The sequence below is a fragment of the Flagellimonas sp. HMM57 genome (genome assembly GCF_021390175.1).
Lineage (GTDB): Bacteria > Bacteroidota > Bacteroidia > Flavobacteriales > Flavobacteriaceae > Flagellimonas.
Genome location: NZ_CP090004.1, coordinates 1,565,728 through 1,579,539, shown reverse-complemented (window position 1 = coordinate 1,579,539; position 13,812 = coordinate 1,565,728). Strand labels below are relative to the sequence as shown.

The 13,812-nt window shown below is 39.1% G+C and carries 12 protein-coding genes; 7 read left to right on the top strand and 5 right to left on the bottom strand.

Features of this window, described 5'->3' with window-relative positions:
• Positions 1-5 precede the first annotated feature (5 nt).
• From LV716_RS07030 to LV716_RS07020, 3 genes are all read left to right on the top strand, one after another.
• Positions 6-1,547, top strand: a complete 1,542-nt coding sequence (locus tag LV716_RS07030) for a sensor histidine kinase (RefSeq protein ID WP_163417040.1) — start codon at positions 6-8, stop codon at positions 1,545-1,547.
• Between the two features lie 108 nt (positions 1,548-1,655).
• Positions 1,656-2,546: a RimK family alpha-L-glutamate ligase gene (locus tag LV716_RS07025; RefSeq protein ID WP_163417039.1), complete on the top strand. Its 891-nt coding sequence runs from the start codon at positions 1,656-1,658 to the stop codon at positions 2,544-2,546.
• Positions 2,524-3,489, top strand: coding sequence for a succinylglutamate desuccinylase/aspartoacylase family protein (locus LV716_RS07020; RefSeq protein ID WP_163417038.1), 966 nt, complete (start codon positions 2,524-2,526; stop codon positions 3,487-3,489). Before LV716_RS07025 ends, LV716_RS07020 begins: the two co-directional genes overlap by 23 nt.
• Here the strand turns inward: LV716_RS07020 and LV716_RS07015 are convergent.
• From LV716_RS07015 to LV716_RS07005, 3 genes are all read right to left on the bottom strand, one after another.
• On the bottom strand, positions 3,457-3,915 hold the full coding sequence (locus LV716_RS07015) for a hypothetical protein (RefSeq protein WP_163417037.1): 459 nt from the start codon (positions 3,913-3,915) through the stop codon (positions 3,457-3,459). The two genes, LV716_RS07020 and LV716_RS07015, sit on opposite strands and share 33 nt — an antisense overlap.
• A 172-nt stretch (positions 3,916-4,087) precedes the next feature.
• Positions 4,088-4,477, bottom strand: coding sequence for a DUF2721 domain-containing protein (locus LV716_RS07010; protein ID WP_163417036.1), 390 nt, complete (start codon positions 4,475-4,477; stop codon positions 4,088-4,090).
• Positions 4,478-4,595: 118 nt separating this feature from the next.
• The gene (locus LV716_RS07005) at positions 4,596-7,439 is read right to left on the bottom strand and encodes a sialidase family protein (RefSeq protein ID WP_163417035.1); all 2,844 of its coding nucleotides are present in this window, start codon (positions 7,437-7,439) and stop codon (positions 4,596-4,598) included.
• 88 nt (positions 7,440-7,527) lie between these two features.
• On the opposite strand from LV716_RS07005, the gene LV716_RS07000 reads away from it, so the two are divergent.
• From LV716_RS07000 to LV716_RS06990, 3 genes are all read left to right on the top strand, one after another.
• On the top strand, positions 7,528-8,820 hold the full coding sequence (locus tag LV716_RS07000) for an aminopeptidase P family protein (protein WP_163417891.1): 1,293 nt from the start codon (positions 7,528-7,530) through the stop codon (positions 8,818-8,820).
• A 48-nt stretch (positions 8,821-8,868) separates the two neighbouring features.
• Entirely contained in the window at positions 8,869-9,045 is a 177-nt protein-coding gene (locus tag LV716_RS06995) for a hypothetical protein (RefSeq protein WP_163417034.1), read from the top strand.
• Between the two features lie 237 nt (positions 9,046-9,282).
• On the top strand, positions 9,283-10,245 hold the full coding sequence (locus tag LV716_RS06990; RefSeq protein ID WP_163417033.1) for an L-threonylcarbamoyladenylate synthase: 963 nt from the start codon (positions 9,283-9,285) through the stop codon (positions 10,243-10,245).
• A 10-nt stretch (positions 10,246-10,255) separates the two neighbouring features.
• Here the strand turns inward: LV716_RS06990 and brnQ are convergent, their stop codons facing one another.
• Both brnQ and thiL read right to left on the bottom strand, forming a co-directional pair.
• Positions 10,256-11,527 carry a branched-chain amino acid transport system II carrier protein gene (brnQ, locus tag LV716_RS06985; protein WP_163417032.1) on the bottom strand — a complete coding sequence of 424 codons (1,272 nt, stop codon included), beginning with the start codon at positions 11,525-11,527 and terminating at the stop codon, positions 10,256-10,258.
• A gap of 654 nt (positions 11,528-12,181) precedes the next feature.
• Entirely contained in the window at positions 12,182-13,228 is a 1,047-nt protein-coding gene (gene thiL, locus LV716_RS06975) for a thiamine-phosphate kinase (protein ID WP_163417031.1), read from the bottom strand.
• 235 nt (positions 13,229-13,463) lie between these two features.
• On the opposite strand from thiL, the gene LV716_RS06970 reads away from it, so the two are divergent.
• Positions 13,464-13,793 carry an iron-sulfur cluster assembly accessory protein gene (locus LV716_RS06970; protein WP_163417030.1) on the top strand — a complete coding sequence of 110 codons (330 nt, stop codon included), beginning with the start codon at positions 13,464-13,466 and terminating at the stop codon, positions 13,791-13,793.
• Positions 13,794-13,812: the final 19 nt, after the last annotated feature.

Here is a 13,812-nt window from a genome sequence, read left to right as displayed (position 1 = left end):
ATAGTATGGCAGAGCAAGAGGGTATCATAGGTTTTCTAGAGAACAGCAATGAAAACGGTTTTGGCTTTTTAGTTGTTACAGTCCTGTTTTACTTGTGCGTCTTTTTTCTCATTCAATATTTTCAACATAAAAAAAGGTTTTACCTGCTATATAGTTTGTACACATTTATCAATGGTATCACGCTTCTTAAATATATTGATGGCGTATTCTTTTCGGATTTTTTTGATACCGTAGCTGGTAAAAGTTTTGTTCAATGGTCACATTATCCATCTCAACTATTTGGAACCATTTTGTTCACCTATTTTATTTTGGAGATTATGCAGCTAAAAAGCAGCTACCCCAAAGCCATTAAAATCATTAATTATTATTATTTGGTATTGGGTGTTGTATACTTAATTCTATGGAGTTTGTACATAGTTGACACAGGTTCATTTTTGATAGACTATTTTCATGCATTTGTTTTCATACCTGTAGGGTATTTGGTCTTTTTCTGGGTGCTCTATTTGGTATACAAACAAAAGATGGCCATTAAATGGTATATACTGAGCGGTATGCTTGTTTTGGCGACTACGTACTTTATAATTTTTCTCTATTCATTTCAAAACTTAGTTGCGAATAGCCAGACACTGTATATTTTTTACATAGGTATTTTAATAGAAAGCCTTTTGTTTGCCCTTGCTATTGGGTTGGAACAGAAAATTGTTTATGATGAAAAGGCGGTAGTACAGGAGAAGTATATAAAACAATTAGAAGAAAATCAAACGATAAAGGAAAGCATAAATAGAACCCTATCTGAAGAATTGAGTCAAACCCGATTTGAGATTGAAGATATTACCGCCGAGGCACAACGGGAGCGTACGGAAAAATTGACCATGAAGTTTGAGAACAAATTTTCACAACTTCGGCTCAATGCAATACGAAGCCAAATGAGCCCTCATTTTATATTCAATGCGCTCAACTCCATTAAATCGTACTTTATAGAGAACAATAGGGAAAAAGCCATTTTTTACTTGACCAAGTTCTCCAAACTGATACGAAGTATTTTAGAGAGTTCTAGAAAGGAACAGATTTCACTAAAAGAAGAGCTGGATATTCTGAAGATGTATGTTGAAATAGAAAGTGATCGATTTAAAAATGATATTGATTTTTCTATTGATGTGGAGGACGAGATTGCTTTGGATGAGGTGCAGGTACCTGCGCTTATTTTACAACCTTTTGTAGAAAATGCCATATGGCATGGGCTTTCTACTAAAAAAGGAAAGAAATTATTGAGCCTACATATTGAAAGAGGCAAAACTATGGGAACCTTAGCGATAAAAATAAAGGACAATGGAGTCGGTAGAAAGGTCACCCAAGCACGAAACGCTGAAAACTCTTTTAAAAAACAATCTTTGGGGCTTACTTTGGTTAGGGACAGGTTGGAATTGTTTTCAAAAAAAGTAGGTAGGTCTTATCAATATACCATTCAAGATTTAGTGGATAAATCTTCAAACGAATCCTTGGGGACCCTGATCGAGATTACGCTTCCCGAAATTGGATTAGCCTAACGCCTATAGCAGCAAGTCCACTATTCTATTTTATCAATAATGTAAATCAGCCATATTATAAATTTTACCGATATTGAAGGCAAGTTTAAAACTACTGAAGTAAATCCTGTGGACATTGCCATTTTATCCGTTAGCCTTAATGTACACTCTACTAGAAGAATAGTTGAAGAAGCACAAAATGCAGGGCATTATGTAGAACTGATAGACCACACCAAATGCTCGGTAAAGTTAGGGGATGACAAGCCCAGAATCTATTTGGACGATGAAGATGTAACAGGCGAGTTTGATGCTATCATTCCCCGAATTGGGGCCAAGGTGACCCGTCATGGTGCAGCGATTGTAAAACAGTTTGAAATGAACAATGTTTTCAGTACTGCTCGTTCCTTGGGTATAACACGTGCCAGAAACAAAGTGCGGACTCTTCAGATTATGGCAAGAAAGGGTATTCCCATTCCAGAGACCGTGTTTTCCATCAACCCGGATAATATTGATAAGCAGATAAAACTGTTGGGAGGACCGCCTGTAATTATAAAATTGCAAGAAGGCACTCAAGGACTGGGAGTTATTTTGGCAGAAAGTAAAAAGTCGGCAAAGTCAATAATAGACACTTTTTACAAAATGGATACAAGTATTCTCTTGCAACAATATATTGAGGAAGCCAACGGCGAGGATATTCGCATCATTGTTGTGGGCAACAAAGTTGTTGCAAGCATGAAACGGACCAGCGATTTTGACGATTTTAGGTCCAATGTACATAGGGGAGCGGATGCAGTGGCCATAAAACCAACTGCTAAAGAACAGTTTATTGCCTTGAACGCGACCAAGCATTTGGGCCTGGGTGTAGCAGGGGTAGATCTTATGAGGTCTAAAAAAGGCCCCGTTCTTTTAGAAGTGAACGCTTCGCCAGGCCTAAAGGGAATAGAGGCCGCTACAGGAGTAAATGTTGCAAAGCAGATTATTCAATTTGTAGAGAAAAATGGATATAGAAGAAGAAAGTAAGGACATTCATATAAACGGAACCACCATTTCGGCAGGGCAGAACAAACTTGTCCATATTACTATTGCCCGTTTGCCCACAGGCACACTGATAGATATTCCGGTACATGTTTTTAACAGCAAAAAAGAAGGCCCTACCGTATTGGTACAAGCGGGGTTGCATGGCGATGAAATCAATGGTGTTGAAACGCTTCGCAGGATGTTGCAGGATGGGCAATTCAAGATTAAAAAAGGAGCTGTGATTGTTGTTCCCATTTTAAATGTATTCGGATTTATACACTTTTCAAGAGATGTGCCGGACGGCAAAGATGTTAACCGTAGTTTTCCGGGAAGTCGTAACGGCTCTCTGGCCAGTAGGATTGCGTATCATTACACCAACGAAATTTTACCTCAAATCGATTTTGGTATCGATTTGCACACTGGTGGAGGATTTAAGCACAATTTCCCTCAAGTGAGGTATACCCAAGAAGACGAAAAAAGTAAGGATTTGGCAGAAATGTTCAATGCACCCTTTTGTTTCCCATCAAGGTTGATAGCGGGCTCTTTTAGAAAAACTGCATTTAAAATGAACAAACCAATACTGGTTTACGAAGGTGGGGAAAGTATGCGTTTTGATGAAAAATCAATAGAAGTAAGTGTTCAGGGAATAAAAAATATCTTGGTCAGGATGAAGATGATTTCTGGAAAAGCTCCAAAAAATAAATCAGTTCATTTTGATGCAACGCGATGGATTCGTGCTTCAAAAGCAGGTATGTTCATTCCAGAAGTTGAAAATGGAAGCAGCGTTTTAAAAGGTCAGGTTTTGGGAATGATTACAGATACCTATGCTAAAAAGCCAAAAAAAATAAAAGCACCTTTTGATGGACATGTTTTCTGCGTAAACCATCAAGCTGTGGTAAATCAAGGGGACGCATTATTCCATTTGGGAAGAAATATTGGTAATTAGTGAAGCCGTTTCCTTTTGTTTAGAAATTTTGTCGAGGCTCCAAGCAATGGCTTCCTCCAAATCGGAAAATTGCCGTATGGAATTTTGAAAGAACATACGCTCAAGTAGAAGGCTTGTAAAACTACCCTTAGTGTTTCCTACAACAGAATAAAAATTGAGTTGGTGTCTATTTTTATAAAATTTTGCCCAATCTCCCGGAACTACAAAATAATCATTGACCCTGTTGGAAATGTAAGCAACGGAAATGTCTTTCCCATAAAATTCATGAGCGGCATCCACTACCTTTTTGGCCATGTTCCAATTAAAAGTTACCCCATTGTTTATTTCTGATATGACCAGACTGTCGAAGAAATAGAACATACCAAATTCATATTCCCTTATCTGCCTTATCTTCTTAAAAAAAGCAATGTCCCTTACACGTTTCATAGCAAAAACTGTATTTAAAAAGTGATAGTAAAGATATTAATATCGTGAAATTTTGTGTGAAAGGATTAGATTGCCGTCTTGGGTAAAGTTTCTGACTTTTTGTTAAAGAAAACTTAAATAATCTTGATGCTCAATATTTCGAATAAAGATAATTTAACGATTATACCTAACGTTATTTCTCCATAGTGTTCAACTGAATACCCAAAGCCTTTGTAGATAACTGTACTTCAATCAGTGATAAAAGCAATGAAATCATCAGCGCTATTAAACTGGCTCCAAAAACAATGTTGGCCCAAATAGTGAGTTCCACATAAATCAGGGACATGGTGATTACTGCCAGCAAGAAGCTTATGATGGCCATGGCCTGCATATTTTTAATGATTCCCAATCTTTTGCGTAATTGTGAAATCTGTTTTTTTAAGGGTGATGTAGCATCCTCGGAATATTGCTTGTGCAACTGTCTAATTAAAGCTGCTATCGCCAAATAGCGGGCATTATAGGCCAACATGGTCAGGGAAATTGCCGGAAAAAGAAGCGCTGGAATACTTAAGGTAAGGTGCATTTAGTCTAAATTTCTTTTGATTGTATATAGTTGGATGCGAATGCTGAGCGGAGTCGAAGCATAGATCAGTTCCTTGAGCGGAGTCGAAGGCAACACAGAAACATTCAATTTAAGGTGGTTATTCAATTTTGAATTCAATCTTTTCCGTTTGCCCATCTCCAGAAACCTCAATAAAATAATCCCCTTTGGGAAGATAGGTCTTTCCGTTCTTAGCTTCCGTCAACTTCATTTTGTTTTTCTTCAGAAAATTGCTTTTTCCTTTTTTGGTAAAGGCCAAATCGTAAGAAAGTAGGTTCAGTCCTTTACTGGCTTCCATTTCAGTATAGCTTACTTCGGTACCTTTGGCAGTGCTCACCTTTGCAATATAGCTTCCTTCCTTCGCACTATAAAAGGTAACATCCAATCCGGGCGTATTTGGTTTCCTCCAAGAACTCCAAGAATTTCCCCAATTTTTGGAATGCTTTATATTTTCAACATCGAAGACCATTAAGGCTTTGGAAAGTACTTCTGCAGTAACTTGCTGGAGTGCTTTTATATCAACCTTATATATACTTCGACCATGTGTCCCTACCAAGAGATGTTTGGCTTCTGGTTGTATGACCAAGTCGTGTACAGCTACATTGGGGATTCCATTTTGGAACAATTCCCAAGATTCCCCACGATCAAAACTTACATATAACCCATTATCGGTACCAACAAATAATAAATCTTCATTCTCTGGGTCTTCCACCAAAGCATTTACTGGAGAAGTTGGGATGTTATTTGAAATGCCCTTCCAACTTTTACCATAATCATCACTCATAAAAACATACGTTGTAAAATCATCGGAACGGTATCCGTTAAGTGTTGCATAAACCCGTTCCTTTTTATGTTTGGATGCAGCCACTTCGGTCACCCATAAATTTTTTGGAAAGCTAGAGGAGATATTTTCCCAACTTCCGCCTCCATTTTTGGATATATGCACCAATCCGTCATCACTGCCCGTGTATAAAAGACCAAACTTAAATGGAGACTCTGAAACGGTAGTTAAGGTTCCATAAGCCACATTTCCCTTTTTTCCGCCTTGGGTCAAATCATCGGAAATTGCTTCCCAATCATCACCTTGATTTAAGGAGCGGTGCAATTTGTTTCCGCCCAAATACACAATATCCTGATTGTGTTTTGACAATAAAATGGGTGTCTGCCAATTAAATCGGTAGGGAGATTCGCCTAACTCGTGTTTGGGTTGAATGTATTTTCTGGCACCAGTTTCCAAATTCAAGCGATAGTAATTTCCAAATTGAAAACCAGTATAGACCACATCGGAATCCCTATCGTCTATCTGAACTTGCATGCCATCACCACCCATGATCATTTCCCAAGGATTCTTTCCCGTCTGGTGCCAAAGTCTATTGTCGTCATTGTTATGTGCACCCTTCCAGACCCCATTGTCTTGCAGCCCACCATAGACATTATAAGGTTTCTCGTTATCTACGTTGATGGCATAGAATTGACCCACTTTAGGCGAGTTGTTTTTCATCCAAGTTTCACCATCATCATACGTGATATTTACGCCGCCATCGTTCCCATTGATGAGGTGTTCGGGCATTTTTGGATTTATCCATAGCGCATGATGGTCGGCATGTACGTTTTCTTTTCCAATCGATGTGTAGGTGTTTCCACCATCTTCAGACTTGATCAAAGGAACACCTGCTAAATAAATATGCTCCTTATTACTTGGATTTACCCGTATCTGGGCAAAATAATAACCGTAGCTATAGAAAAGGTCGTCGATGTAGTTTTCGTTCATTTTCTTCCATGTCGTCCCAGAATCATCACTTCGATATACTTCGGCACCTACCACAGGAGTATCAAATAATAGCGAGTTGGCGTTTTCCAAGTATCTTGCAAGGTCAACTGGCTGTACCGTTCCGCTGCGTACCATTTGCTTCACGTTTTCTGCCCGATACTTTTCTTGAAATCCATTGGTTTTTAAGTAGTCATTCAGTTTTTTGTTGTCCAGGGCGAGGAACGCTTCTTTGCTTATTGATTTAAAATCATCCTTGGTGAGCTCATCTTTTTTCTCGACAGCTTTTTTTTCGCGTCTAAACTGACTGTCATGAACGGCATAAACCGTAGTGTCATCAAAAACGGCCAAGCCAATTCTACCAACACCATCACCTGTGGGAAATCCACTTTCTTGTGTTGTGACCAAAGTCCAACTACTTCCGCCATCGATACTTTTATAAATTCCCGAAGAAGAACCGTTTCCTGTAAAGTTCCAGGCTTTTCTATCCTTTTCCCAAGCAGCGGCATACTGAATATTGAAATTGTTAGGGGCATATGCTACATCGATAATTCCGGTTTTATCATCTACGAAAAGGGTTTTTTGCCATGTAAGGCCACCATCTGCGGTTTTATAAACACCCCGTTCTTGGTTTGGCGTATACAAATGTCCTGTCGCGCCAATTACAACTTCATCAGGGTTTGCAGGATTGATTAAAATCCGACCAATATGGTGGGAATCGGGCAGCCCCATATTTTGCCATGTCTTTCCCTTATCGGTTGATTTGAGAATGCCAATCCCTGCGTAGGAAGAACGTGAAGCATTGTTTTCGCCCGTACCTACCCAAAGTGTTCCACCTGCCCAATCCACCGCAATATCTCCAATATTTTGGGTGTTGGATTCATCCATTACGGGAGTAAAGGAGATACCATTCGTATTGGTGTGCCAAAGTCCGCCAGAAGCATAAGCTACGTAGAATTCCGTTGGGTTGTCTGGGTTGACTTCCAAGTCGACTACACGACCGCTCATTACCGAAGGCCCAATATTTTTGAGCGGAATGTTTTTAACCAAAGAGGTTTCGGCCATTTTGGTTTTTTGCGCTAAAGCCTGTAGAACTTTATCAGCAGAAGTAGTTGCTTCTTGACCAATTACAAGTTGAAAAAATAGAATAAAAGAGGGAAGTAAAAACCGTTTCATTTAGTCAGGGATTAATTTTGATACGGAAGGTATGAATTTGTCTTCGGTATCGCAATTAACTACTTTTGAAGAAATCGATTTTAGCCTTATGAAATACCACCAAATAGATAGTAAACTCTTTATACAGAACCGTAAAAAATTCATGGCACAAATGAAGCCAAAAAGTATTGCGGTATTCAACTCCAACGATGTTTATCCCATTAGCGCGGACAGTACCATGCCTTTTGAGCAGCACAGGGATATTTTTTATTTAAGCGGAGCTGACCAAGAAGAGACCATTCTGTTGCTTTTCCCGGATGCTATGGATAAAAAGCATAGAGAAGTACTATTTGTTCGTGAGACCAATGCACATATTGCTGTTTGGGAAGGTGAAAAATTGACGAAGGAAAAAGCTACAGAAGTATCTGGAATCGAAACGATTTATTGGGTATCGGATTTTGATAAAATCTTTTTTGATTTGATGACCGAAGCGGAAATCATATACTTCAACACCAACGAACATTATAGGCAAGCCGTGGAGACCCAAACACGGGAGGATCGCTTTATAGCAAAATGCAAAAAAGACTTTCCAGCGCACTTATGGGCGAAGAGCAACCCCATTCTACAAGAAATACGAGGTGTAAAAGAACCCGAGGAGATTTCGCTTTTGCAGCAAGCCTGTGATATCACCGAAAAAGGATTTCGTAGGATTTTGCAATTTACCGAACCTGGAGTTTGGGAATATGAAATGGAAGCAGAGTACCTGCACGAGTTTATCCGTAACCGCTCCAAAGGATTTGCCTATACTCCAATTATCGCTTCTGGCAATAATGCCAATGTGCTCCACTATATAGAGAACAATCAGCAGGTAAAGGACGGGGATTTAATTTTGATGGATGTTGGTGCGGAATACGCTAATTATTCTAGCGACATGACAAGAACCATTCCTGCAAACGGAAAATTCACGAATCGCCAAAAAGACGTATACAATGCTGTGCTTCGGGTAAAGAATGAAGCGACCAAACTTTTAGTGCCGGGAACCTTATGGGCAGAGTACCATAAAGAGGTCGGTAAAATAATGACTTCCGAACTTTTGGGATTGGGACTATTGGACAAATCCGATGTCCAGAACGAGGATAAAAATTGGCCTGCTTATAAAAAGTACTTTATGCATGGCACAAGCCACCATATTGGTTTGAACACCCATGACTATGGCGAATTGAAAACACCGATGAAACCCAATATGGTATTCACTGTAGAGCCGGGGATTTATATTCCTAAAGAGCAAATGGGGATTAGAATTGAAGATGATGTGGTAATTCAAGAAACGGGAGAGCCGATTAATCTGATGAAAAATATTCCTATTGAGGTTGAAGAGATTGAAGACTTGATGAATGAATGATTGTTTTTGTTAAGCTCTAAGTTTTCAAGTGTAAAATGTAATCAAAGTATGAAGCCTATTTTCCTTTTAATAGCACAGCAGCCCAATATTGAAGAAAAAATAAAAGAAGCTCCGGACAGCGCTTATGAGATAGGTGTGACCATTGGCAGTTATTTGCCCTTTGTAGTTTTGGCTGGGATAGCGTATGCCATTTATCATTATAATAAGAAGAATAGGGGGTCTTGAGGATTGTCAGTTTTCAGTTATCAGAAGCCAGATGTCAGTAGAAAGTTTTGGTCGATAGATTAAGGATAAAAGGTATTGGGTTAAAGGGTAAAGAGTGTTGGTGCAAAATTGATTTTTTCTTTAGAAAAACACACTTTTGAACAACGAGCAACGCCCGTGCTGAGCGGAGCCGAAGCACCCTTGCAAAATCATTGAAAATAGCCCACCTTTGCCCGTCCAAAAAAGTAAATACAAAGGATGACCAGAATAGCCAAGGACATATCAAAAGCTATTGAAGTTTTGAATGCAGAAGACGTGGTTGCTATCCCCACAGAGACGGTTTATGGACTTGCTGGAAACATTTACAGTGAAAAAGCCATAAAAAAGATTTTTGACTTAAAGCGGCGGCCTTTGTTCAATCCCTTAATTGTACATCTAGATTCCATAGAGCACATGGAAGAAATTGTAAGCCATGTTCCCGATAAAGCAAAACGGCTGGCCAAGGCTTTTTGGCCCGGTTCCCTGACCTTGATTTTACCAAAAAAGGATACGGTTCCTGATTTAGTCACGGCAGGAAAAGATACCGTCGCGGTGAGAATTCCTAAGCATCCAGTTACGTTGGAATTATTGCAACGTCTAGATTTTCCTCTGGCAGCGCCCAGTGCAAATCCGTTTGGTTCCATTAGCCCTACCAGTCCGCTTCATGTAGAGTACTATTTTGGAGACAAACTTTCCATGGTTTTGGATGGGGGAGATTGTGAGAATGGGATAGAGTCCACGATTATAGGATTCGAAAACGGAAAACCAGTTTTGTACAGATTAGGTTCCATAGCCATGGAGGATATCATAAATGTTATTGGAGAAATCGAAGTAAAAAATAAAAAAGAAAATGCGCCCAATGCGCCCGGCATGTTATCACGACACTATGCTCCCAATACAACAACGTTTTTAGTGGATGATGTTGAAGCTTTCATAGACAACAAACTTGATAAAAAAATTGGGGCTTTGCTTTTCCATAAGAAAGTGGATAACCCAAACCTTGCGCATCAAGAAGTTTTATCAAGTTCAGGAAGTCTTAAGGAAGCCACTTCCAAATTATATGCAACCTTGCACAAAATGGATAAATTGGACTTGGATATGATCGTTGCTGAACGATTTCCTGATACGGGATTGGGAAAATCCATTAATGATCGGTTGGAAAGGGCAACAAAAAAAGCATAGTTCGGTAAACCTATTCAAGCTTTTTTGGAAATAAATTCACCAAAATAAAAACAACCAATGCAGGAAGTACCCAACCCATATGAAATTGACTAAGTGGCACCCATTGGGTTATTTCTATAATAGATTCTCCCCAACCAACACTTCCCAGAAAATCGGGAATGCTGAATACTATAGTGGTTAGGACAACTGCTTTAAAAACCCTTGGGGGAGCATATTGTTCTGGCACTACATTTAACACGATTAGAACAATAGTAATAGGGTAAATAAACATAAGCGCCGGTAAGGCTACGGCAATAATGTAACCCACATTGAACTGACCCATTAAGATTCCAAGGACACACCCAATAATTGCCGTAATACCATAGGCCTGCCTAGAATCATTGAAACGTCCTCTAATAAAGTCGGCCGTTCCCGTTACAATACCAACAGCCGTAGTAAAACAAGCCAAGCTCACTAAAATACTTAATAAAAGGTTTGCGGTGCTACCTAGCATGTTTAAACTTATGCCGCTCAAAAGCCCCGTTCTAGAAATCTCAGCATCAAAGGAATCATGGAATAGTGCTCCTGTAATGATAAGTCCTGTGTAGATTAAAAAAAGACCAAGTCCGGCTAACCACCCTGCTTTTCTTATGATGTTTTTCTTGGCTTCGTACGTGGCAGAACGATCTTTTAAATTGATAGAGATGATGATAACCCCACCTACGACCACTGCACCAATGGCATCAAACGTTTGGTAACCCTCTAACACTCCATGGGTAAATGGACTGGCAAATGTTACGGCCCCAAAATCCAAATCCAAGGTAAAAATTGAAGCGCCGATTATCAATAATAAGATGATAAGTATTGCCGGAGTAAGAAACTTGCCCACTACGTCTAAAATTTTGGAACGATTTACCACAAAAACATAGACCAAAGCAAAATAAACAATACTTGTTGTAAGGGAAGAAGAGTTCCAAATAGGTTGAATGGCCATTTCATGCGTTACGGATGCTGTTCTTGGTGAGGGTAACGATATGGAAATAGCATATACAATATAACAATAGACAAGGCTGAATGTTGGGGATACCTTTTTGGCAAAGTCGAACATGGTACCCTGTAATTTGGCATGGGCCAAGATCCCCAATATAGGAATCAGTACCGCAGAAAGACAGAACCCTAAAGCCACTAACCACCATAAGTCACCAGATTTAAATCCTAGTTGTGGAGGAAGAATGAGATTACCTGCGCCAAAAAATAAAGAGAAAAGTGCAAATGCGGTTATTGCAATTGATTTCTTAACCATATGTTGTTAATAATTTCTTTGTTAAAGTAAATCAAAAAACTATCTTTAAGCAGTGTATTTGAACGCTCGAATATAACGTTTTGTCGGCAAGTGTGTATTTCGTCGAAAAAAAGCTCTTACAAATAAGTTCATAAAATAAAAAGTTATTAACAGTCGTTCCTTAAGTATCGTCCAATTAAAAATTGACACATATAATATAAAATTACAGTAAAACATTATTGCATGTATCGATTCCCAAATCGAACCAATGCTTTCCCAAACAAAACCAGCTTATGAATACTTCTACTATCCACCATGGCAACAAATTATCCGCTTTCTTTTGCAGTCTCTTCGGACATCATTATGTAGTTTCTAGAAAAGTAACAGGACACATTAAAGAGTATAAGTGCTTGCACTGTCAAAAACAGGTAACTACTGACGTGAGTGGCAAACTCTCTGCACTGACTCCTCAAATGCAGGAGATCAATAGTACTTTAGAAGATATGTACCGTAAAAGACACAACAGGCAGCAAGTTTCTCAAGTAGCTTAAAACAAAACATTTCTCTTTTAGAAAGATTTCAAGGGCTGTTCCCGGAAATCAAGAAAGCGCTTTGTCTATTCAGTCGCGTGCCCCAAGACCGTTTAGCGAGAAATGCCTTGGTTTTCGGGATTTTTTATTCTGAAAATGAATTCCAACCCTGCGCAGATATTGGCACTTTTGTATCTCCTCTTGTTATTAAATGTGCCCCCTCGTTACTGGAAGTCATGTGCCCGATAACCGTTAAATTAGGATTGCCCTTTATTTTTTCGAAATCATTTTGGTCAATAGTGAATAATAACTCATAATCTTCCCCCCCACTCAATGCAATTGTTGTGGAATCCATTTTAAATTCTTCAGAAGCGGATATCACTGTTGGATCCAAAGGAATTTTATCTTCAAAAAGATTACAGCCCACATTGCTTTGTTCACATAAATGCAAAATTTCTGAGGACAAACCATCACTAATATCGATCATGGCTGTTGGTTTTACCTTAAGTTTTTCTAACAAATCAATAATATCTTTTCTAGCTTCAGGTTTCAACTGTCGCTCTACGATGTAAGAGTAAGGCTCCAAATCGGGTTGATTATTTGGATTGACCTTAAAGACCTCTTTCTCACGTTCCAGTACTTGAAGCCCAAGGTATGCTCCGCCAAGATCGCCGCTTACTACCAAAAGGTCGTTTGGTTTTGCTCCATTCCGATATACAAGCTCAGTTTCTTCAGCTAGACCCACAGCGGTAATACTTATGAGCATTCCTCTGGTCGATGAAGTTGTGTCGCCTCCTACCAGATCAACATTGTAAAGTTGACAGGCCATGGCCACTCCAGCATAAAATTCTTCGAGCGCCTCTAATGGGAATCGGTTGGAGACTGCTATGGAAACCGTTATTTGGGTGGCCAGAGCGTTCATTGCATATACATCCGATAGGTTAACGATAACAGACTTGTAGCCTAAATGCTTCAAGGGCATGTAACTTAAATCAAAATGCACCCCTTCTACAAGCATGTCCGTGGTAAGCACTGTTTTTTTTCCGTTGAGGTCCAAAACGGCTGCATCGTCACCAATGCCTACTACCGAGGAATCATGGTTCAAATTAAAATCTTTGGTGAGGTGTTTTATCAAACCAAATTCACCCAAATTTTCCAAAGCTGTTCTTTGCTGATTTTTGTCTTCTAACATTTTGCAAAAGTAAACAGGATAATTAGAATTTAGCGCTTGAACGAACAAGATGCTTTAATGGCTGTAAAACCTATTTTCGAACGAAAACGATCAGGTTGGGCAGTTTGAGTATCTTAAACATGGTTTTTCCATAGAGAACTCTTATTGAATCATACGTTATAATAATGTTAGGATGCGCGGAAAAAACCTACTTATAAAGTATATTTGTTAACTTTTCTATTAAATCCAAATAAGAATGATTAAAGTTTCTGAAACCGCTAGACAAAAAGTGATGATGATGATGAACGAGGAAGGCTTTAACGCTTCTACAGACTTTGTTCGCGTAGGTGTAAAAAGTGGAGGATGCAGTGGATTGTCATACGAATTGAAATTTGATACAGCTTCAACAGATTCCGATAAGGTTTTTGAAGATAACGCAGTCCGTATTATTGTTGATAAAAAAAGCTTTTTATACTTGGTAGGCACCACTTTGGAATACTCTGGTGGACTGAATGGGAAAGGCTTTGTTTTTAATAATCCAAATGCCCAGCGCACATGTGGTTGTGGAGAAAGTTTCTCCTTATAGATTTTTTAAGTAATCAACC